Consider the following 21,854-nt stretch of genomic DNA (forward strand, 5'->3'; position numbering starts at 1 on the left):
CTGCCTATGATCGCCACTACAGCTAAGCGTCCGGCGCGATTGACGCTTCAGGTGTTGGACATCGCCGCTGACACAACAGCCATTCGCTGTCTAGACTGGGATCGCGATCGCTTTGATATTGAGTTCGCCCTTGAAAATGGCACGACCTACAATTCTTTTTTGATTCAGGGGCAGGAGATTGCCCTTGTGGATACTTCCCATGCCAAGTTTGGCGATCGCTACCTTGAGCAACTGTGGCAATTGGTGAACCCTAGGGATCTAACCTATCTCATCGTTAGCCACACCGAGCCGGATCACAGTGGCCTCGTCAAGGCGGTCTTAGCTAAAGCGCCCCACGTCACCGTTGTGGCCTCTAAGGTGGCGCTGCAATTTCTGGCGGATCTCATTCATCAACCCTTTAGCCAACGGCAAGTCAAAAATGGCGATCGCCTTGATCTGGGCAACGGGCACGTCTTGGAATTTGTCATGGCACCAAACCTCCACTGGCCGGATACTATCCTCACCTTTGACCACGGCACCCAAACTCTGTTTACCTGTGACGTATTTGGTGCCCACTACTGCAATGATGACCCCTACGATAGTGAACCGGAATTGCTGGCGCCGGACTTCAAGTTTTACTACGACTGCCTTATGGGGCCGAATGCCCGCTCGGTTCTGTCAGCCTTTAAGCGCTTGGAACCCCTACCAGCGATTCAGCAAGTGGCAACGGGGCACGGTCCATTTCTCAAACATCATGTCTCCCGCTGGTTAGAGAATTACCGCACGTGGAGCCAAGAGCAGGCCAAGGCAGCCACCACTGTCGCCATTTTCTATGCAGGGGGGTACGGTTATGCCAATGCCCTAGTAGAGGCCATTGAGCGCGGTGCCGCCAAAACCGGTGTGGTGGTGGAAACCATGGATGTGTTAACGGTAGAACCCCAAGATGTGCGAGAACTTGCCGAGATTGCTGCTGGGATGATTATCGGCACCCCCCCCACCACGGCTGTTGCCAAAACCGCACTGAGTACAATTCGTGCCGCAGCCCATGCCAAGCAAGCCATTGGCGTGTTCGAGAGTGGGGTGCCTGATGCCGAGCCAGCCTATCCACTCCTTAACCAGTTCCGGGATGCGGGGTTGACCCCAGCATTTCCCGTGATTCGCGTCAGCGCTGCCCCCACCGATGCCCTGCTGCAGGAAGCCGAAGAAGCCGGAACGGATATGGGGCAATGGCTACTGCGCGATCGCACCGTTAAGCAAATGAAAGCCCTTGACACCGACCTAGACAAAGCCTTGGGGCGCCTTAGCGGTGGCCTGTACATTATCACCGCCCAAAAGGGCCCCATCAACAGTGCCATGCTGGCCTCATGGGTATCCCAAGCCAGTACCGAACCCTTGGGCGTTTCCATCGCTGTCGCCAAGGATCGCGCCATTGAGTCGTTCCTGCATGTGGGGGATACCTTTGTGCTCAATGTTCTTGAAGACGAGAACTACCAGCCCTTGATGCGGCATTTCCTCAAACGCTTTCCCCCCGGCGCCGATCGCTTTGCCCACATCAAAACCTACGCTGCCGCTAACGGCAGTCCCATTTTGGCAGATGCCCTTGCTTACCTCGAATGTACTGTGGCGAGTCGGTTAGATGCCCACGATCACTGGATTGTCTATAGCACCGTGGATAGTGGGCGGGTCTCGAAGCCCGATGGCCTCACGGCGGTTCACCATCGCAAGGTGGGGAATCACTACTAGGGCGTCTTAAGCTCTGACTCAACCTCAGGATTTTTTCTGCTTAGGCCATGATTGGCTGCTGTGCCAGTCCACGCCGAGGATAACCTTGCTGCTCTTAGGAGAGTGTCTGATGCTAACCGAAACTCGACCCCGCGATGTCCAGGTGGCAGAACTTGTGCCACGGGTGCTGGTGTTGCGATCGCGAACATGGGAGCGGCTCAAATTTGAAGTGGAGTACGGTCGTCAGCAGGGAACCACCTCCAACTCCTATCTGCTCAAGGCGGCGCAGCCCACCCTTTTGGATCCGCCGGGTGAATCCTTTAGTCAGTTATACCTCAAGGAGCTGGCACAGCAAATTGATCTGCGCCAACTGCGCTATCTGATTCTCAGCCACGTCAACTCCAATCGCTTAGTGACGGTGAAGGCATTGCTCGAGCGTGCGCCCCAGATGACGTTGGTCTGCTCCAAAGCAGGCGCTGTGACCCTACGAGCCGCCCTTGGCGATCAACTACAGCTTTGGATTCCCCGTAGTGATACGCCCCTCGATGTGGGGGACGGGTGGCAACTGGAGTTTATCGCCGCCGCCACTCCCCGCTGGCCCGATGGCCTGATTACCGTTGACCGCCAGCATCACATTGTCTTTACCGACAAGCTCTTTGGCGCCCATGTGTGCAGCGATAGCCTTTACGATGAACAGTGGAAAAAACTCGATGAAGACCGCGCCTACTATTTTGAGTGCCTGCACGCAGCCCAACCTCGCCAAGTAGAAAGTATTCTGGATCGGATCGCGGAACTCACGCCACCGCCACACCTCTACGCACCAGCCCATGGCCCGATAGTCAAGTTTAGCCGTAGTCGCCTCTTTCAGGACTACCGCGACTGGTGCCATGCCCAAACAGAGCAGGAAACAACGGTGGCACTCTTTTATGCCTCTGCCTACGGCAATACCGCCATTTTAGCCAATGCCATTGCCCAAGGCTTAACCGCAGCGGGGGTACAGGTGGCTGCCATTAACTGTGAGACGACACCACCTGCGGAAATGCAAGCCCTGATCCACAGTAGCGATGGCTTTATTGTTGGCTCACCCACCCTTGGCGGGCATATGCCCACGCAGGTGCAAACAGCCCTAGGCTTTATTCTGGCCGAAGGCAATAAAACCAAGTTAGCGGGAGTCTTTGGCTCCTATGGCTGGAGTGGGGAAGCGATTGATGATATTGAGCAAAAGCTCTTGGATGCTGGCTATACCCTTGGCTTTGAAACCCTACGGGTGAAGTTTACCCCCACCGCAGCAGATCTCGAAAAGTGCCAAGCGGCGGCTCAGGAGTTTGCCCAAGCCCTGAAAAAACTACGGAAATCCCGCACCGTCCTTCAGCCCAGCCTTGTAGAAGCACAGGTGAATCGCACGGCACAGGCAGTGAATCGGGTGGTTGGTTCTTTGTGTATTCTCACGACGTTGCCGGAGGGTTGCACCTACATGACCCAAGCGGCGGCCATTCTGGTGTCGTCGGTCTCCCAAGCCTCTTTTAACCCCCCCGGCGTAACGGTGTCCCTGCCGCAGCAGTGGGCAGACAGTCTCTGCCTTGTGGGCGATCGCTTTGTTTTGAATATTCTCAAGGAAGGGAGTCCCCTTGTCCGCCAGTTCCAGCAGGCGCAACGGCTGGGGGAACAGCAACTGGCCACCTTAGGCTTGAAAAGTGCTAGCAGTGGTGCCCCCATTCTACTGGATGCCCTCGCCTACATTGAATGCACCGTCGAATCCCGCATGAAGTGTGGCGATCACTGGCTCATCTACGCTGTTGTCGATAGTGGGGAACTGCTGCAAACAACTGGCCTGACCGCTATTCAGCACCGTAAAACCAGTTAGGTGCTGGGGGCTTTGCCGTAGAGGCGATCAAGGGTACGAAAATCCTTTTCTGCTTCCTGCCAGAGGCTACGATTGTCGGGATCTGCTTTTAAGGCGCGGTGTAGATAGTCCCGGGCAGTTTGGGGTTGGCGATCGCGAATGAGTTGCCGTGCCCAGCACTGATAGGTGACCGCTTGCCACTGCCGTACTTCCGCATCTTGCGGTAAACGGCTTGCTAACCCCTCCACTAGGGTCAGCGCACGACCATAACAGCGGTACTTCAGAAATTCCTGTAGTTGGCGATAGCTGGCGTGCTTGAGCTCTATTTCAAAGGCAGTGATTGGTGATGCTGGCGCTGGTTCTGGGGCAGTGGCTTTCGGAGCTGGCTGAAAGGTGGGCAGCACGCGTGTGAGTTTCTCGTAAGCTTGTTGGAGCAGAATAAACTTATCGTGGGCAGAGCGATCGCCCGGATTAACATCGGGATGATAGCGGCGTGCCAATCGCCTGTAGGCAGACTTCACCTGTGCTAAGGAGGCTCCTTCTGGGAGGTCCAGCACCCGATAGCAGTCTGCTAAATTCATTGGAACCCACGGCACAACCCAACCTTTTAAGCATTGTGCAATGTTTAGATTGCCCCTGCAAGTAGCAGATGAACCTAGAAAGTCCGGCAGTTTTTTTGAGCTTCACCCAGCCTTCAATTCAGGCTTGAACAGCCCACAACCGCGAGGTTGCTAGTCGCTCTAGCCACTGCTCGTAAAATTCACGGTTAGCTGCCTGCTCAGCAGGGTGGCGGGTCGTCCATGGATAGGGCGCTAGGGCAGTGATCGCAGCAGTGGTGACGCAAAACATTGACTTTTGGAACGTTTGGCAGATTTTAACCCGCAGATCGTCTTCACCGCGTCCTTGATGACGGTAAAACTCGTGCAGGTACGGGGGCAAATAGTGGCGCATATCCTGCATGAGCAGCGTGGGCGGAATCCCCGCAGCACCGGTGGGAATGGGATCCGCAAAGAGGGCACCATAGCTAAACTCCCCTTGATCGCGGGAGATTTGCTGCGCTTGGGCATTAAAGGAAACAAGGCCAAAGAAGGGGGTGCCCCGCAGAAATACAGCTTCGACGTAGGGAATGGCCGTATCGGGCAAAAAGGTGAGTTCGGCACTGGCGGGGACAATATCGTAGCTGTTACCGCGGATTTGTACACGATAGGTGATGGGACGAGCGGCATCAGCAATGAGTCCTGAGCGAATGTGATCCACGACATCGGGAATGGTGCGAATCTCTCCGGCATCGTAGCGATCGCTCAGGGTGAGGAAAATCGGATACATGACGCTCCAAAATTGGCCAAGGCCGCTGTAGTAACAGAGCATTCGTACCGTTTCCAGTAAAAACTCAGGAAACAGCCCATTGACCAATTGCATCAAGGGGTTGCCCCGTAACTTAGCCGCGATGGCTTTAGTAGCCAGTTGCCGAAATTCCGCCGAGTCTAAAAAGGCATCTAGGCCACCGCCGCCGTGCCACATCATAGCTCGCATACAGTACTCGGCATACTCGTAGTTAATGCGGTCATGCCACCAATGTCGCAGGAGCTTGGGGAGCGTGATCTCGCCATTGAAGTACTTAAAAAAGGGAAACAGCACTAAAAATTGCCGCTCACTAATATCACAGAGAGTTTCGGCGTAAGCCTTGAGCACAATGCCATAGCTTTTGAGAATTCCCACCACTTCCATCACGTGGGTGGGGCTATCCGGCAGCAGGGCTTGGTTGTTGAGCAGTCGTTCAATGATCGCAGCGCGGAGTTCAGTAGCACGGGCACCAGTGACAGCGGTCAAGGGAGTCATAGCGGCATTAGGGTGGCAACAGTAGGGGTGAGCAGGCTAACGGTGGATTCACTCCAGTGGATGAGCCAGTTGGGCACAATCCCTAGGATCAAGATTAGCGCGGCCAAAACGAGTCCTGGCAGGCGATCGCCCCACGCAACGGGGGGGAGTTCCGTTAGGTCGTTGGACAGGCGGCCAAAAAAGACGCGGTTCACTAACAGCAGGAAATAGACAGCGGTCAAGCCGGTGCCCACAAGACACAGTAAGGTTTGCACCGGAAACGTGAGAAAGCTACTGCGAAAGATGAGAAACTCTGCGACAAAGCCCACCATTCCTGGAATACCACCACTGGCCATCACCCCCACAATCATCAGGCTGCCAATGAGGGGCAAGCCCCGCTCTGGGTTCAGCAGTCCCCGCAGGGTTTCAATGTTGCGGCTGCCGGTTTTTTCATAGACCACCCCCACCAGCAGAAAGAGGAGGGCAGAAATGAGGCCATGGCTAACCATTTGGGCAATGGCCGCCAAAATGCTGAGGGGAGTGGCGGTAGCGGTTGCTAAAAGGACAAATCCCATGTGGCCGATGGAACTGTAGGCCACCATTTTTTTCATGTCGGTTTGGGCGATCGCCATCAGTGAGCCGTACAGGACACTCACCACCGCCCACGTGGCCAGAACGGGCGCGACAACTTGCCATGCGTGGGGGAACAGTTGCACCCCAAAGCGCACCAGACCATAGGTGCCCAACTTTAAGAGCMCCCCCGCCAAAAGCACAGAAATTGGGGTTGACGCTTCAACGTGGGCATCGGGTAGCCACGTGTGAAAGGGCACCAGCGGAATTTTGATGCCAAACCCCACCAAAATCAAGCCGAGGAGAATCAATTGCGAGGTCAGGGGCAACAGCGTCGAACGCTGAGGATCGAAGTCAAAGGAGCTGGCTCCAGCCAACCAGACTAACCCCAAAAAGCCTGCTAGGAGCAGAACTCCGGAAATTGCGGTGTAGATTAAGAACTTTGTTGCGGCATAGCTACGGCGTGCCCCCCCCCAAATTGCAATCAGCAAATATAGAGGAATTAATTCCAGTTCGTAAAACAGGAAAAACAGAAGCAGATTATCGGCCAAGAAAGCCCCATTGACCCCCGCATTCAGCAAAAGAACAAGGGGATAGTACAGGCGAGGGCGCGGTAGATTGACCGAGGTTGCCCACAGGGCAATCAGGGTTAAGAAGTTATTCAGCACCACTAAGGGCAAGGATAGACCATCCACACTCAGGCGGTAACTTAACCCTAGGGTGTCTAACCACGGTAAGGCCTCTGTCAGCTGGGGAGCGGCATTACTGGGGTCAAAGAGGCGGGCAATGGCGAGGCTTACCACAAGGGCGATCGCCATCACCACGGCGGCTAAACTGCGATAGGTGCGACCCCCACTGGTTTGCGGGAGCAAACTGAGCGCTAGGGCACCGAGCAACGGCACCAGCAACACAATGCTCAATAGGGGCATTACAGGAGTAGCCATGCGATCGCCCCTCCGAGAATTGCCACCCCAACAAAGACCAGTAGGAGATAGGCTTGGGACTGCCCCGTTGCGCTGTACTTCAGCAGTTCCCCACCCACCAACGAAGCCATACCCGTTGTATTGACAATGCGATCCACAATGTGGCGATCCACCCAAGCGCTGCACTGCGAGAGCGATCGCACTGCCCAGATCACCGTATAGCGATAGAGTTCTTCAATGTAGAAGTCATAGGCCAGCAGATCCTGCACAAAACGCAGGGGCACCTTGATCGGACGAGTCCAACTGCGCTTCAGGGTAACAAAGCCCCCCAGCAGCACCCCAAAGAGTCCGGAGGTGACTAAAAGCGCCACAATGGTCCAATTAATGGTAGTAGGCAGCAATTGCACCCGCTGTAGGATGATGGGCACCAGCAAATTCAAGATTGAAAGAGTGACCATCGGAACCGCCAGTGGCCAAGGCACTTCCGGCGCACGGCGGGTTTTGGGCTGGGCAGCGCCTAAAAACACGAGCCGAAACACCCGCGTTAGGTTCACTGCCGTCAAAATATTGACCACCAAAATCAAAACAACTAGGGCAGGCATCGTTGACCAATAGTGGTTGATGCCGCGATAGAACGACCAGAACGCCCCCAAGGGTAACAGGCCAATAAGAGATAAGCCACCGATGACAAAGGCAGAACTGGTGGCTGGCATCCGCCCGCCTAGCCCCCCCAACTCGGTGAGATCTTGGCAATTCGTGGTCATAATGACACTGCCAATACTCATAAACAGCAAGGCTTTGGCAATGGCATGGGTGAGGAGTACAAAGAGGGCAAAATCTGTCCAGTTGGTGCCCACGCCAATAAAGACGAGACCTAAATACACACTTGTCGAGTGGGAGAGGGCGCGCTTAATATCAATCTGGGCGATCGCCACCAACGACTCACTAATGGCGGTTACTGCCCCAATTAGGATCAGAGCCGCATTGGCTCCTGGGCAGATAACGAGGATAGGTTGTAGCTTAATAAGGATATAGGCACCCGCTGCAACCACCACCGAGTTGCGCATAATTGACGCCGGGTTTGGCCCTTCCATGGCCTCATCTAACCACAGGTGTAACGGCACTTGGGCACATTTACCCGTGGGGCCAGCAATTAAGGCTAACCCCAGCAACACTCCCCAGCCTTCGGGGAGGTGAGCGGTTTCTGCCCAGTCGTAAAGCGCAGGGAAGTCATAACTCCCCGCCAAACTGCCCACCGCCACCACCCCCATCAGCAGAAGAATATCCCCCACCCGTTTTGTCAAAAAAGCATCCCGTGCCGCCTTCACCACCAGTGGCTGCGCATACCAAAAACCAATCAGCAAATAGGTAGAGAGGGTTAATACCTCCAGTAGGCCATAGCTCAACAGCAAGGAGTCACTGAGGGCAATACCACTCAATGCCGCCTCAAAAAAACCCATCAAGGCAAAGAATCGCGCCAGTCCCCAGTCCTTTTCGAGATAACCAAGGGCAAAGATCTGCGCCAGAATACTCAGGCCAGTCACCAACTCCATGGCACTGGTCGTGACGCTATTAATAAGTAGAGAAAAGGATAAATCCAGCCCCGGCGCTTGCAGCCAATGCCACACAATGGTCGCAGTAGCACCATTGCGAGTGTGTTGCAGCAACAAAAACCCATGCACAAAGGCAGCAAGAGTCATTAATAGATTAAAGTAGGCGGCAGGGCGAGGCCCGGTGCGCCGCACATAGCCCGTTGCCCACGGTAGGGTCAGGGTTGCGCCCACTAGGCCATAGCAGGGCACCCACCAACTGGTTTCTAAAAGTGAACTTGGCATGGCAACAATGACCCTTGCAGTTTTGTGAACATCTGGGCAGAAGCATCCTTAAGTATAACTTGTGGTTAAGGTGTAAGATGTTGCCTGTAGGATGCGTCCTCTTGCACCATGAGCTTGCTACAGGTTTGCGATGTCTATGCGGGCTATATTCCCGATGTGGATATTCTGCGGGGTGTTAGCATCCGCCTCGAAGCCGGAGAACTGATTGCCCTTATTGGCCCCAACGGTGCGGGTAAGTCCACGTTGGCCAAAACCATTGCTGGGCTGCTTACCCCTCGCCGCGGCACTATTACCCTAGAGGGGGAAGACATTACTTACCTGCGACCTAACCAAGTGGTAAAAAAAGGCATCGGCTATGTGCCACAAATTGCCAATGTGTTCCGCAGCCTCACGGTTGAGGAAAACTTAGACATGGGCGCATTCATTACGTCTGGCAACATCACAGCCCTGAAGCAGCGGGTGTATGATACGTTTCCCCGCCTTTGGGAGCGCCGTCAGCAGCGGGCGGGCACGCTCTCAGGGGGAGAGCGGCAAATGCTGGCGATGGGGCGAGCCATGATGCTCAACCCGCGTATTCTGGTTCTGGATGAACCTTCGGCGGCTCTCTCCCCAGCTCTGGTGAGTGATGTGTTTGCCAAAATCAAGGAGATTAATGCCCAAGGAACCGCCATTATCCTTGTGGAGCAAAATGCCCGTAAGGCATTAGCCATGAGCGATCGCGGCTACGTTCTTGAAATGGGCAAAGATCGCTATGAAGGCTTAGGGACGGATCTCCTTAATGACCCGAAGGTGGGGGAACTCTACCTTGGGATTACGCGGGCGCAGGCCTAACTTCCAGAGCTGAAAATCGCTGTTTCCAAGGCAGTCAAACTCTTTTCTAGGTCATCGTTGACAATTTGGACATCAAATTCTGAAGCAGCGGCAATTTCGGTTTCTGCTTGCGCCAGCCGCCGGGCGATCGCCGCTGCCGTATCTTGGCCACGGCTGTACAAGCGACGTTCCAGTTCAGCCATAGACGGCGGCAAAATAAAGATGTGCCGTGCTTGCGGGTAAGATTGGCGGACTTGGCGCGCCCCTTGCAGTTCAATTTCCAGAATCACGGTTTTGCCCTGCTCAATGAGCCGTACAAGCGGTTCCCTTGGGGTGCCGTAGTAATGGCCGGCAAACTCTGCCCACTCCAGTAATTCGCCAGCCTGAAGCATGGCTTGAAAGTCTGGCACGGAGACAAAGTAATAATCTACGCCATTGGTTTCCGTTGGCCGGGGGGGGCGCGTCGTGGCGGAAATCGATACGGCTAGCGCGGGATGACGTTGCCGCAATTGCCGCAGCAGCGTCCCTTTCCCAACCCCGCTAGGGCCAGTAATGACAATCAGTTGTCCGGGTTGGGGCACGCTAAGGGTCATAGGTCAACACATCCGAAACGTTTTCATCCTACTCTGTTGCTGGGGGATTTATCATTGAGAGCAGCGTGGTTGAGGATCCGGTGTGAAGATTCACGTGCCGAGCGACAGTGATAGTGCCCGCATTGAAATGCTGCCCCTCATTGATGTGGTCTTTTGCATTCTGACATTTTTTATTTTGGCAGCCGTGAGCTTGACGCGGCAGCAGGCGATTACCCTGAACTTGCCCCAAGCCAGCACCAGTCAAGCCCAATCCCAGAAAATGCTGGTGGTGAGCATCGATCCGGCAGGGCAGCTTTACGTGGACAAAGACCTAGTAAACCGCACTGAACTGTTTGAAAAGCTGGGCACTTACCTAAAAACTAATCCTGACGGTGTGGTTATTTTGCGCGCCTCCCAAGTGGTGAGCTATAACGAGGTGATCCAAGTGCTCGATCTCCTCCGCTCCGTTGGCGGTAATCGTGTTGCCCTTGCCACCCAACCGGTGGAGCGACCCATCCTAGGCAGCGATCCAGCTCCTATCGAGAGTTTGCCACAGGGAACGCCGAATGCCAGCCCTAACCCAACGGCCAACTGAGGAGTCTTTGCGGTGGAGTCCCTAGCGAGCTTTCCTACGCCGCCGCCAGAGTTTCGCTCTGGGTTTGTGGCCTTGGTGGGGCGACCCAATGTGGGGAAGTCCACGCTGTTTAATCGGTTACTGGGGCAGAAGGTGGCTATTACCTCCCCTGTGGCTCAAACCACGCGCAATCGGCTGCGGGGCATTCTCACCACGCCTACGGCGCAATTTATTTTTGTGGACACCCCCGGCATCCATAAACCCCACCACCGTTTGGGAGAGGTGCTGGTTCAGAATGCGAAGGGAATACTGAATCGGGTGGATGCTGTTGTGTGTGTTGTGGATGGCACTGCGCCACCCGGCACGGGCGATCGCTATGTGGCACAACTGCTAACGACCGCCAAAAGCAGCGTCCTCATGGTCGTGAATAAGATTGATCAGGTGTCTGCCAAGGATCGTGCCGCGCGCCTCCAAGCTTACCAAGCTTTGGGGGGATGGCCTGTCTATGGCTGCTCTGCCATGACGGGAGAGGGGGTTGAACGCTTGCAGGGGGCGATCGCCCATCTTTTGCCCCTTGGCCCCTACTACTATCCACCAGAGATGGTCACCGATCAGCCGGAGCGGTTTATTATGGCGGAACTCATTCGCGAGCAAATTTTGCACCACACCCGCGAAGAAGTCCCCCATTCCGTCGCAGTCACTATCGAGCACGTGCAGCAGCAGGGCAACATCACCCGGGTCAATGCGGCCATTTATGTCGAGCGTCCTAGCCAAAAAGCCATTCTCATTGGCAAAGGGGGGCAACTGCTCAAGCAAATGGGAACCGCTGCCCGGCAGGAAATTGAAACCCTCATTGGTGGCAACCTCTACCTAGAGTTGTTTATAAAAGTGCGCCCCCGCTGGCGGCAGGATCGCTCGCGTTTGGCAGAATTAGGGTATCGTCTGGACAACGATTAAGCCTATGGGAACAACAGAGGTGTTGCGGGTTGGTGTGGCTGGCCCTGTTGGGTCAGGGAAAACCGCGTTGGTCGATCGTCTCTGCAAACATCTGCGCGATCGCTATCGCCTTGCTGTAGTTACCAATGATATTTATACCCAGGAAGATGCCCAATTTTTGGTGCGCTCCCAAGCCTTGCCCCCGGAGCGCATCTTGGGGGTGGAAACCGGGGGCTGCCCCCACACCGCCATTCGCGAAGATGCCTCCCTCAATTTAGCGGCCATTCGCCAACTGGAAACGGCGCTGTATCCCCTTGATCTGATTTTTGTTGAGAGTGGGGGCGACAACTTGGCGGCTACCTTTAGCCCAGAGCTGGTGGATGTGACGCTCTACGTGATTGATGTGGCCGCTGGCGATAAAATTCCCCGCAAGGGGGGGCCCGGCATCACGAAGTCGGATCTGCTGGTGATTAACAAAATTGACCTTGCCCCCTACGTCGGCGCAGATTTAGCCGTGATGGAGCGAGATACAAAAAAAATGCGTGGCGATCGCCCCTACGTGATGACCAATCTGAAAGCAGGGATCGGGGTGGAGTCTATCATACGCTTTTTGTGTCAGTACCTCTAAGTTAATCATTAACTGTCACCCATGCGCCAACAGCATCAAAACGGCTCAGGGTTTCAGTAAAATGCCTGTTTGCTGCCCTTGCTGTGCCTCGGTGTGGGGCAAGTGGCGCAAGCGCAGGGGGAGCACTTGCACAGCACAGGCTTTGAGTTCCGGTTGGTGAGATTTCGGGCAGGCGGTGGGATGAGTCAGTTGATTGGCTTCCGCACTCTCAGCAAAGAGAAAACCCCAATGCATCGGTACAAATAGGGTGCCCGGACGAATCGAGCGGGTGATCATGATGGGTAGGCAAATAACCCCCCGGCGCGATCGCACCTCGACCCAATCGCCATCGTTTAGGTGCAGGTTTGCCGCATCCGTGGGGTGAATTTCTAAAAAAGGGTCTGGATGCATTTTTTGAATTTTGGCAATGCGCCCTGTGCGGGTTTGGGTGTGCCAGTGACCGTAAAGACGCCCTGTGGTCAAGGTAAAGGCATAGACCGCGTCCGTGGGTTCTGCGACACCGTGACTGTGCTCAACACAGAAGTGGGCACGGCCATCGGCGGTTGCAAACCGCCAGTCGGTGTAGAGTCGTTTGGGGGCACGCGCTTCATCATCACTACAGCCTGCCGGGCAAGGCCATTGCAGAGCACCTAAGCGCGCCAAGCGTTCATGGCTCAGCCCTGAGTGATCGCAGGGGCGACCCGCGGTGAGTTGCGCAAACTCGGCATAGACTGCGGCGGCATCCGCAAAGTCAAAAAGACGGCCATAGCCCAGTCGTCGCCCAACTTCTGCAAAAATTTCCCAGTCTGCCCGCGCCAGACCCGGCGGTGAACGAAAGGCACGCGCAAGGGTCACGCGCCGCTCTGAGTTGGTCATCACGCCGGTTTTCTCGCTCCACTGCGCTGCCGGTAAAATGAGGTGCGCATAGGCAGCGGTTTCGGTAGGGAAGTAGGCATCTTGATAGACGGTAAACGGCGACTTGAGGAAAGCGGCCTTGGCTCGCTCAAGGTGAGGAAAGCTGACCGCCGGATTGGTTGCCGCAATCCAAAACAGCCCGATTTCGCCGCGCTCTAGTCCTTCGACCATTTGCCACGCGGTGCGACCGGGGCGATCGCTAATTTGCCCCCGGGGCAACCCCCAAAAGTCTTCCACTTCCTGCCGATGGCGCGGATTGGTGACATGGCGATAGCCCGGTAACAGGTGGGAGAGTCCCCCCGCTTCGCGCCCCCCCATAGCGTTGGGTTGACCGGTCAAGGAAAACGGGCCACTACCCGGGCGGCCAATTTGCCCCGTGAGAAGGTGGAGATTAATCAGACAGCGCGCTTTAGCCGTGCCTTCCGCCGACTGATTGATTCCCATCGACCACAGCGACAGAACCGCTTGGGCATGTCCCCAGTAGCGGGCAGCTTGCTCTAGGTCGCTTTGGGCAATGCCGCAGCGATCGGCTACCCACTCCGGCGGGTAGCCCTCTAGGAGTTTGACGTAGTCGGCAAAGCCATGGGTACACTCTTCGATAAATTCAGCATCAAAGTGCCCCCACTTCAGCAGTAAATGGCCGATGCCGTGGCATAGATCAATGTCGGTGCCTGGGTGAATGGCAAGGTGCAGATTCGCCACCTCGGCGGTAGGGGTGCGGCGGGGATCCACCACAATTAACTTAACGTGGCGGTGGCGCTTATGGTGATTCCGCAGCCGGTTAAACACAATAGGGTGACACTCTGCCGTATTCGTGCCAATGAGAAAGGCGCAGTCGGTGGCCTCTAAATCGTCGTAGCAGCAGGGAGGACCATCGGCTCCAAAACTGCCCATGTAGGCAGAGACGGCGGAGGACATACACAGCCGTGAGTTAGCATCAAAGTTATTGGTGCCTAGGCAGCCTTTGATCAGCTTTTGGGCAACATAGTAGTCTTCGGTCTGGAATTGCCCAGAGCCGTACATGCAGATCGCGTCAGCCCCCTGTTCGCGCCGTACCCATTTCAGCCGCTGCACCAATCGTGTAATGGCCTCATCCCACGAGATGACCGTAAAGGGTTGATCCAGCCGCTCTCGCCACAGGGGATAGGCAAGGCGATCGCGCTCCATAGACTCCAAAATCGTTGCCCCTTTCACGCAGACCATGCCTTGGGACGAGGGATGCTGGCGATCGCCCCTGATCTTAAACGTCGTCCCTTGGGGCACCGCTTCGAGGCCACACCCCACGCCACAGTAAGGGCAAAGGGAGGCCACTGGCTCTGTGGGAGGACTCACCGGGCGATTCTTCTCCTGCACCTGAAGGTCAGCACAGGCGTAGTGACTCACCCCCTGCTCGGTGGTAACAATCAGCTGAGCAGTGGCATCGCCGTGAAACAGGAGTTGCTGCCCCGGAAAGAGCACCCGCTGCCATGACGGCTGGTTGGAAAGGGTAATCTGCTGTATTGCCGTGGTGCTATTGCGGTAGTAGCACAGGTAACGACTGGACTGTACCGCCAGCGAGCCAAGTTGGGGCCACTCCCTTGAGGTACTCATCCCTGATCTAGTGCCCAAAGCGCGTATATAAAAAGTCCACGACTTGATTGCGCAGATCGTAGTACTGCGGGTCTTCAAGGAGTTGCGATCGCCGCCGCGGTCGCGGAAACGGAATGTTAAGAATATCGCCGATATGGGCGGCTGGGCCGTTGGTCATCATGACCACGCGATCGGCTAAGTAGAGCGCTTCATCTATATCGTGGGTAATCATCAACACCGTTAGCTTGTGGGTACGCCAAATCTTCAGTAGCTCATCCTGTAGCTCTTCTTTGGTGATGGCATCGAGGGCACCAAAAGGCTCGTCTAAAATCAGCATTTCTGGGCGAATGGCCAGGGCACGGGCGATCGCCACCCGCTGTTTCATTCCCCCCGAGAGTTGACTAGGACGCTTATGGGCAGCAGCCGTCAGGCCAACCAGTTCGAGGTGCTCCGCCACAATTTGGCGACGGCGTTGGCGGGTCTTGTGGGGATAGACTGACTTCACGGCTAACTCAATATTTTGGTAAGCCGTCAGCCAAGGCAGCAAGGCATAGTTCTGAAAGACCATCATCCGATCCGGCCCTGGCTGGCGCACAGGCATCCCATTGAGGGAAATCTCGCCACAACTGGGAGCGGTGAAGCCCGCTACCATATTCAGCAGCGTGGTTTTACCACAGCCGGAGTGGCCAATGAGACAGACAAACTCACCCCTGTGCACCTCTAGGTGAATATCCTCGAGCACCACATGGGTACCATTGGCGGTGGGGKAGGCTTTKCTAACCCCATTAATCAGCAGATGATGGGTGGCGGTGAGCTGGGGGTCAAGGCGGTAGAGGGTTTCCATAGTATTGTGCGTGTGCATCCTAAAGAACAAGACTTAAACCGTGACTGGGGAAGAGGCTCCAGCCTCAGGGACAATCGTTTGAATATCGAGTGCACGGCGAATGGCGGCGGCTTCGATATAGGCGAGGGGATGGTCAGGGTCAAACACCACCCCATCAAAGAGGGCAAAGGGACGACGATCCGGCTCGTTATCGACAACCTTAAGTTCCCGAGCGGCTGCCCCAAAAAGATCGACCCGGCGCACCTGCTCAACGATCTCCAACCAGTTTTGGGGAAAGGGCGTGAGTTGCCAGCGGGCCAATTGGGTCATGATCCACAGCCCTTCTACCCGTCCGGGACAGGGGGAGCGATCCACATAAAACTGGTGAAAGCGGGGTTCAAAAGCGGCGGCAATGCCATCCCCCCAGTCTAGGGGGCTAACAAACCCAGAATGGGCATCTTCAGGCATACAGCCCACATAGGCTGGCTGGCATAGCAATTGGGCAATTTCAGGGCGGTGCTTGATGGTATCGCAGTATTCACAGGCTTCAATGAGAGCCTTGACGAGGGCTAAATGCTCGTGAGGATGCGCCTGTGCCCAATCTTGACGCACACCGAGCACTTTTTCAGGATGCCCCGGCCAAATATCGAGATCCGTGGCCACTACTACCCCAATGCCTTCGCGCACCGCATGGGAGTTCCACGGCTGCCCCACACAGAAGCCGCTGATATGCCCCATTCTCAGGTGATATACCATCTGAGGGGGCGGAATCACCAGTAACTCCACATCCTGATCCGGATCAATACCGGCGGCGGCCAACCAGTAGCGCAGCAGCAGGTTATGCATGGAAGCTGGATGGACAATGCCAAAGCGGAGGCGATTGCCCGTGCGGCGCAGGTAGGCACGCAGGTCTTCAGCCGTCCTAACCCCTTGCTCCCACAGGTGGCGACTAAACGTGATGGCATTACCGTTGCGGCTGAGTACCAGTGAGGTCATCAGAGGCTGGGAAGGCTGACCATTCAGACCAAGGGTAATGGCCAAGGGCATAGCCGCCAACATGTGCGCCCCATCTAAACGACCGTTCACCACCCCCGCTGCCAAGTCCTGCCAACTCTCTTCTCGGTGCAGCGTCACCGCTTCCAGACCATACTTAGCAAAGAAGCCGAGTTCCTTAGCCACCACCAGAGGAGCACAATCCATCAGGGGGATAAACCCAAGGGTCAGCACGCCACGGGTCGAGGTCGTCGCAGCACTCACCACCGCAGCGGGACGGCGTTTTTGCTGATTTAAGAACGAAATCATCTCATTGCGCAGACCATAGTAGCCGGGATGATTCAGTACATCATGGCGGTTGCGCGGACGAGCAAAGGGAATTTTTAAGATTTGGCCGATGTGGGCTTCCGGCCCATTAGTGAGCAGTACCACCCGATCCGAGAGCAGCAGTGCCTCATCGACATCGTGGGTCACCATAATACAGGTCGTTCCCGTGGCTTGACACACTTGCATCAACTCATCCTGAAGCGAGCCGCGCGTTAGCGCATCCAGCGCCCCAAAGGGTTCATCGAGCAGCAGCACTTGGGGTTGAATCGCCAACGCCCGGGCGATCGCCACCCGTTGCTTCATCCCCCCCGACAGTTGAGCGGGGTACTTATCCCGTGCAGAGCCAAGGTGTACCTGTTGAATGGCTTGTTCAACCCGCTCCCGCCGCTGCGCCCTACTCAGATCAGTGAGCACCGCCTCCACAGCCAGCGCCACATTCTGGTACACCGTCTTCCACGGCAGCAGAGAATAGTTTTGAAACACCACCATGCGATCCGGCCCCGGCTCCGTTACTTGCCGACCCGCCATCACCACCCCACCACTGGTGGCACGCTGAAACCCAGCAATAATGTTGAGGAGAGTGGACTTACCACAGCCGGAATGGCCGACTAGGGAGATAAACTCACCTTCTTCGATTTTGAGATGGATATTCTTCAGGGCAATGTAGCGATCGCCGCCACCCAGATCAAAGACCTGATCCACGTGGTCAATTTCAATGAAAGGCAAAGGTTTAGACATAGGTTTGAGTAAGGGTACGCTTAGGAATGAGCTTCGTCGCCGTGGCTGAGCAGCCGCCCCGCAAACGCCACAGAGCGATCCAGCACCAAACCAACGATACCGACATAGATCACGGCCACAATAATTTCACTGACAAGGGAACTGTTCCACGCATCCCAAATAAAGAAACCAATCCCCACGCCACCAATGAGCATCTCTGCTGCCACAATGGCCAACCATGACAGGCCAATGCCAATCCGCAGACCCGTGAACACGTAGGGCACCGTTGCTGGAACCAGAATGTTCAAAAAGTAATCCTTCCGGGAAAGTCGCAGTACCCGCGCCACATTTTTGTAATCCTTGGGGATTTGCTGCACGCCAACAATCGTATTGATAATGATCGGCCAAATCGCCGTAATAAAAATGACAAAAATGGCCGCCGGCTCATTGTCTCGCATGGCTGCCAGCGAAATCGGTAACCAAGCCAAGGGGGGAACCGGTCGGAGCACCTGCAAAATGGGATCTACCGCATCATAAAGCACCCGGCTAGCGCCAATGAGCATTCCCAACCCCACGCCAGCGATCGCTGCTAGAGAAAAACCAATCGCCACCCGCCGCAGGCTCGACAGAATCTGCCAACCTAAACCGACATCATTACCGCTGCCGGTGTAAAATGGATCAATGATTAACTCCCACGTATCCGCAATCACCTTCAGGGGAGTGGGCAATTTTAATAGACCCACCATACAAATCAATTGCCAGAGGGCTAAAAAACACACCACCCCCAAACTACCGAGGAGCACCTTGCGAAAGACTGGCAACCTTTGCACGTGTTTGAACCACCGTTGCCGCCGCGAAACTCTCAAAGAACTACTTGTCATGATGTGTATCCCTGTCGTTAATGTTTCACTAATTGTGACCAGCTACCTAGGGTTGGGCTAAACCTTCTTGAACGTCAAACTGCTCAGATAAGCTTGAGGATTCTGGGGATCAAAGGCCACCCCATTGAAGAATGTCTCCACCCCACGGGAAGTGGTTGTGGGAATCTCCGCTGCGGGTACTCCAAGCGCTTTTGCTGCCTCTCGCCACAGATCTTCGCGATTGACCGCCTTAATTAGGGCGGCTGTATCCGTATCAGCAGGTAGGTAGCCCCAGCGAATGTCTTCCGTGAGAAACCACAGATCGTGACTTTGATAAGGGTAGGRGGCAGAATCCCGCCAGTACTTTTGCATCAGGTTCGTATCCTCAAGGGTGCGACCATTGCCAAAGTTAAATTTGCCTAGCGATCGATCCAAAATGTCCTCCACCGGCACCTTAAACCACTCCCGCTTCGAGAGAATCTGCGCCATTTCTGGCTTGTTGCTATCTTGATCGCACCACTGCTGCGCCTCCATAACCGCCATTAAGAGCGCCTTGGCTGCTTTGGGATGTTGATCGACCCAGTCGGCTCGCAACGCAAAGGATTTTTCCGGATGATCTTGCCAGAGTTCCCCTGTGGTAATGGCACCTACCCCCACCTGTTGATTCACCGTTTGCAGAGGCCAAGGTTCACCGACACAGAAGGCTTCCATGGTTCCCGTTTTCATGTTGGCCACCATCTGGGGCGGGGGCACCACAATTAACGACACATCCTTGTCGGGGTCAATACCGCCTGCTGCCAGCCAATAACGCATCCACAAATCATGGGTTCCCCCCGGAAAGGTGACGGCCACTTTGACCTCTTTGCCCTGTGCCTTCGTCTTGGCAAAGGCTTCCTTGAGGGGGCTACTGTCTGTACCAACCTTTAGGTCTTTGTAGGTATTGGCCAGAAGAATCCCTTGGCCATTGGTGTTGAGGCGCGCCAAGATATACATAGGCACTTTTTTGCCATCAGTAATGGTGCCTGCGGTCATTAGGTAAGGCATGGGGGTAAGGATATGGGCACCGTCAATGCCACCGCCTGCAGAACCAAGGACGAGGTTATCCCGAGTTACCCCCCACGAGGCTTGCTTGAGCACCTCCACATCCGGCATCCCGTACTTGGCAAAATAGCCCTTTTCCTTAGCAATGATTAAGGGTGCCGCATCGGTGAGGGCAATAAAGCCCAGTTTGGCAGTGGTGACCTCAGGCGTTTCCGCCACTGTTGTGGGCTGTCCCTCGCCAGCGGTTTGTTGGTTGCTACTACAACCATGGGAGAGGAGAGTGACGGCGGTGGTGGCGGCGGCAGTTACTAGAAAACGGCGACGGGAAAAATGAGTCATAGTGTGTTCAGTCCTTATGTTCTACATTGCAAGAGGGGAATTCATGAACTGGGTGCGGTATCTTTAGTGCACCACCATGGCCACCGCAGGGGTAGTAGCAGGCGGGGTATCCGAGGTAATGGGTCGCGCCCCAAAGTGCTCAATTAACAGTTGCCGTAGGACGTCGGGTAGCTCATCGCAGGGGATGGCTTTTTTGACACAGGTTCCTAACTGGGCGTCTTTGCCTACTTTGCCTCCCATGTACAGATCGACCGCATCAACGGTTTCGCCATTCCGGCGGGTTTTGGTGCCCATCAGGCCAATGTCGGCAACTTGGGGCTGGCCACAGGAGTTGGGGCACCCTGTCCAGTGGATGCGCACCGGTTGCGGCAGCACCAGTTGTTGATCCAGCCAGCGAGCTAACGCAAGGGCACGGTTTTTGGTTTCAATGAGGGCAAAGTTACAGAATTGCGCCCCGGTGCACGACACCAACGATCGCTGCAAGGGTGGCGGTTCTAACTGAAATTTTTGTAACAGGGGTTCTTTAAGTAGGCTAGGTAGCACTGCATCGGGAATATGGGGGATGAGAATGTTTTGCTCAACGGTGAGGCGGACTTCCTTTTGGCCGTAGGTTTGGGCAAGGCGCGCCAATTCGTAAAAGTCTGGGGCATAGAGCCGCCCTACGGGCACATGCAGGCCAACATAATTAAGTCCTCGCTGTTTCTGACGGTGTACTCCCAAGTGATCCCGTTTGTCCCAGTCAATTTCATCGTTAGGAGCGGCACTCAATAGCTCAAAGGGCAKTTTCGCCGCCACTTCAGCGCGGAATCGATCGATCCCCCATTCATCGATGAGCCACATCAGGCGAGCTTTTTGGCGGTTGCCGCGCAGCCCATGATCCCGGAAGAGTTCTAAAATAACTCGGCACAGTTCGACAACGGACTCATCGGGGGGAACCCAAGCATTGAGGGGAATAGCCGCAGCGCAGCGCCGGGCAGAGAAAAAGCCACCCACTAAGACATTAAACCCCAGCCGCCCTTCGCGGTAGGCAGGAACAAAGGCAACATCATTAATTTCCGCGTGGACGGAATTATCCCGCCCCCCCTCGATGGCAATGTTGAACTTGCGCGGTAGGTTCGTGAACTCAGGATTCCCTTGGCCGTTGTTGGTGATCATGGCCTGCAACTTCATGATCAGCGGGCGAGTATCAATGAGTTCGGCAGCATCAATGCCTGCAACAGGTGAACCGGTCAAGTTGCGGACGTTATCCATCCCTGATTGCACAGATGTTAGGCCGCATTCGTGCAACTGCTGAAGAATGCTGGGAATATCCTCAATGGGCACGCCGCGAATCTGAATATTTTGGCGGGTGGTAATGTCGCCGTTGCCGTGCTCACCATAGCGATCCACAATGCTGCCGAGGGTGTGCAATTGTTGACTGGTGAGAATGCCGTTGGGTACCCGCAGCCGCATCATGAACTTGCCTGGGGTGACGGGGCGAAAGAAAACCCCCAACCACTTCAAGCGCACATCGCGATCGGCTTCGGGAATGTTTTCCCAGCCAATGGCAGCAAAGTGCTCTAACTCATTTTTGACGGCAAGGCCATCTTTCTCACGTTTGATGGTTTCAATTTTGTTGCTCACGGTCTTAGCCTTTGCGTCTCGTTGGGTAACTTGACCCCCAGTTTAGGGAGCTAGACCATGAATTTTTGTAAATTCAGCTACATTTTTCTTGCTATTATGCAACTTATGTATTAAGCATATACGTTACTTGTATTAATCGGCTCTACCCAGCGACTCGGCCAGCAACCAGCTATGGACTTATTGCTTCAGGGACGCGAAGAGTTCACGAATTACAAGCGGCAGCGCTTCTGGTGAAATATGCTTGCCTAAAGCAGTACCTAATGTTGGGTTTTGATACGTCTGTTCGTAATACCTGTCCTCCTGCAACAAAACCTAATGTGGTAGTTCTAAAGATGTGAGGATAGGGAAGGCGACGTTATCTCAATTACATCTTGGCAACGACTTCGCTGACCTGCCCTTGCTGTCACTCCACTCATATCGTCAAGAACGGCAACATCCATAATGGCACGCAGGCCTTT

At 55.1% G+C, this 21,854-nt stretch carries 16 protein-coding genes and 1 pseudogene; 6 read left to right on the forward strand and 11 right to left on the reverse strand.

The genetic code is table 11. The annotated features are described in order from the left end of the window. Positions 1–6: 6 nt before the first annotated feature. Both L5470_RS05860 and L5470_RS05865 read left to right on the forward strand, forming a co-directional pair. Positions 7–1,722, forward strand: coding sequence for a diflavin flavoprotein (locus tag L5470_RS05860; RefSeq protein WP_499498770.1), 1,716 nt, complete (start codon positions 7–9; stop codon positions 1,720–1,722). A 109-nt stretch (positions 1,723–1,831) separates the two neighbouring features. Continuing rightward, positions 1,832–3,565, forward strand: coding sequence for a diflavin flavoprotein (locus tag L5470_RS05865; RefSeq protein WP_099799261.1), 1,734 nt, complete (start codon positions 1,832–1,834; stop codon positions 3,563–3,565). Here the strand turns inward: L5470_RS05865 and L5470_RS05870 are convergent. The 4 genes from L5470_RS05870 to L5470_RS05885 all read right to left on the reverse strand — a co-directional run bounded on the left by L5470_RS05870 (position 3,562) and on the right by L5470_RS05885 (position 8,690). Further along, positions 3,562–4,140, reverse strand: a complete 579-nt coding sequence (locus L5470_RS05870) for a J domain-containing protein (protein ID WP_499498773.1) — start codon at positions 4,138–4,140, stop codon at positions 3,562–3,564. The genes L5470_RS05865 and L5470_RS05870 overlap by 4 nt on opposite strands. Positions 4,141–4,243: 103 nt before the next feature. Further along, positions 4,244–5,383 (reverse strand): CO2 hydration protein, encoded by a 1,140-nt coding sequence (locus L5470_RS05875; RefSeq protein ID WP_499498775.1) that lies wholly within the window; start codon positions 5,381–5,383, stop codon positions 4,244–4,246. Continuing rightward, positions 5,380–6,876, reverse strand: a complete 1,497-nt coding sequence (locus tag L5470_RS05880) for an NADH-quinone oxidoreductase subunit M (protein WP_499498777.1) — start codon at positions 6,874–6,876, stop codon at positions 5,380–5,382. The genes L5470_RS05875 and L5470_RS05880 overlap by 4 nt, the downstream gene beginning before the upstream one ends. Next, positions 6,861–8,690, reverse strand: coding sequence for an NAD(P)H-quinone oxidoreductase subunit F (locus L5470_RS05885; protein WP_499498778.1), 1,830 nt, complete (start codon positions 8,688–8,690; stop codon positions 6,861–6,863). Before L5470_RS05885 ends, L5470_RS05880 begins: the two co-directional genes overlap by 16 nt. Positions 8,691–8,798: 108 nt before the next feature. Between L5470_RS05885 and L5470_RS05890 the strand changes: the two genes are divergently transcribed. Beyond that, the gene (locus L5470_RS05890; RefSeq protein WP_499498779.1) at positions 8,799–9,521 is read left to right on the forward strand and encodes an ABC transporter ATP-binding protein; all 723 of its coding nucleotides are present in this window, start codon (positions 8,799–8,801) and stop codon (positions 9,519–9,521) included. Here the strand turns inward: L5470_RS05890 and gmk are convergent. Continuing rightward, positions 9,518–10,093, reverse strand: coding sequence for a guanylate kinase (gene gmk / locus L5470_RS05895; RefSeq protein ID WP_448515430.1), 576 nt, complete (start codon positions 10,091–10,093; stop codon positions 9,518–9,520). The two genes, L5470_RS05890 and gmk, sit on opposite strands and share 4 nt — an antisense overlap. An 82-nt stretch (positions 10,094–10,175) precedes the next feature. Here gmk and L5470_RS05900 point away from each other — a divergent pair, with 82 nt between their 5' ends. From L5470_RS05900 to ureG, 3 genes are read left to right on the forward strand one after another with little or no spacing between them, the layout of a single operon-like run. Next, a complete protein-coding gene (locus L5470_RS05900) occupies positions 10,176–10,667 on the forward strand; it encodes an ExbD/TolR family protein (protein ID WP_499498780.1) in 492 nt (163 codons plus the stop codon). Between the two features lie 12 nt (positions 10,668–10,679). Next, positions 10,680–11,603 (forward strand): GTPase Era, encoded by a 924-nt coding sequence (gene era, locus L5470_RS05905; RefSeq protein ID WP_499498781.1) that lies wholly within the window; start codon positions 10,680–10,682, stop codon positions 11,601–11,603. Between the two features lie 4 nt (positions 11,604–11,607). Continuing rightward, on the forward strand, positions 11,608–12,210 hold the full coding sequence (gene ureG, locus L5470_RS05910) for an urease accessory protein UreG (protein WP_099799255.1): 603 nt from the start codon (positions 11,608–11,610) through the stop codon (positions 12,208–12,210). A gap of 45 nt (positions 12,211–12,255) precedes the next feature. Here the strand turns inward: ureG and L5470_RS05915 are convergent, their stop codons facing one another. The 6 genes and pseudogenes from L5470_RS05915 to L5470_RS05940 all read right to left on the reverse strand — a co-directional run. Next, on the reverse strand, positions 12,256–14,694 hold the full coding sequence (locus tag L5470_RS05915; RefSeq protein WP_499498782.1) for a molybdopterin-dependent oxidoreductase: 2,439 nt from the start codon (positions 14,692–14,694) through the stop codon (positions 12,256–12,258). Between the two features lie 7 nt (positions 14,695–14,701). Then, the gene (locus tag L5470_RS05920) at positions 14,702–15,517 is read right to left on the reverse strand and encodes an ABC transporter ATP-binding protein (protein ID WP_499498784.1); all 816 of its coding nucleotides are present in this window, start codon (positions 15,515–15,517) and stop codon (positions 14,702–14,704) included. Between the two features lie 33 nt (positions 15,518–15,550). After that, a complete protein-coding gene (locus L5470_RS05925; protein WP_099799253.1) occupies positions 15,551–17,554 on the reverse strand; it encodes an ABC transporter ATP-binding/substrate-binding protein in 2,004 nt (667 codons plus the stop codon). Positions 17,555–17,574: 20 nt separating this feature from the next. Next, positions 17,575–18,414, reverse strand: coding sequence for a nitrate ABC transporter permease (gene ntrB / locus L5470_RS05930; protein ID WP_099799252.1), 840 nt, complete (start codon positions 18,412–18,414; stop codon positions 17,575–17,577). Between the two features lie 57 nt (positions 18,415–18,471). Next, positions 18,472–19,773: a CmpA/NrtA family ABC transporter substrate-binding protein gene (locus tag L5470_RS05935; RefSeq protein WP_499498787.1), complete on the reverse strand. Its 1,302-nt coding sequence runs from the start codon at positions 19,771–19,773 to the stop codon at positions 18,472–18,474. A gap of 63 nt (positions 19,774–19,836) precedes the next feature. Then, positions 19,837–21,408: pseudogene (locus L5470_RS05940) on the reverse strand (ferredoxin--nitrite reductase); the annotation flags it as partial. Between the last annotated feature and the right edge of the window lie 446 nt (positions 21,409–21,854).

This window comes from Synechococcus sp. PCC 6717, from assembly GCF_022698185.1.
Classification (GTDB): Bacteria; Cyanobacteriota; Cyanobacteriia; order Thermosynechococcales; family Thermosynechococcaceae; genus Thermosynechococcus; species Thermosynechococcus lividus.

Bases quoted from the DNA above. Each gene is read 5' to 3' on its own strand.
- L5470_RS05915 (WP_499498782.1), bottom strand. From the start codon at position 14,694: ATGAGTACCTCAAGGGAGTGGCCCCAACTTGGCTCGCTGGCGGTACAG.
- ntrB (WP_099799252.1), bottom strand. From the start codon at position 18,414: ATGACAAGTAGTTCTTTGAGAGTTTCGCGGCGGCAACGGTGGTTCAAA.
- L5470_RS05885 (WP_499498778.1), bottom strand. From the start codon at position 8,690: ATGCCAAGTTCACTTTTAGAAACCAGTTGGTGGGTGCCCTGCTATGGC.
- ureG (WP_099799255.1), top strand. From the start codon at position 11,608: ATGGGAACAACAGAGGTGTTGCGGGTTGGTGTGGCTGGCCCTGTTGGG.
- L5470_RS05925 (WP_099799253.1), bottom strand. From the start codon at position 17,554: ATGTCTAAACCTTTGCCTTTCATTGAAATTGACCACGTGGATCAGGTC.
- L5470_RS05875 (WP_499498775.1), bottom strand. From the start codon at position 5,383: ATGACTCCCTTGACCGCTGTCACTGGTGCCCGTGCTACTGAACTCCGC.
- L5470_RS05865 (WP_099799261.1), top strand. From the start codon at position 1,832: ATGCTAACCGAAACTCGACCCCGCGATGTCCAGGTGGCAGAACTTGTG.
- L5470_RS05860 (WP_499498770.1), top strand. From the start codon at position 7: ATGATCGCCACTACAGCTAAGCGTCCGGCGCGATTGACGCTTCAGGTG.
- gmk (WP_448515430.1), bottom strand. From the start codon at position 10,093: ATGACCCTTAGCGTGCCCCAACCCGGACAACTGATTGTCATTACTGGC.
- L5470_RS05890 (WP_499498779.1), top strand. From the start codon at position 8,799: ATGAGCTTGCTACAGGTTTGCGATGTCTATGCGGGCTATATTCCCGAT.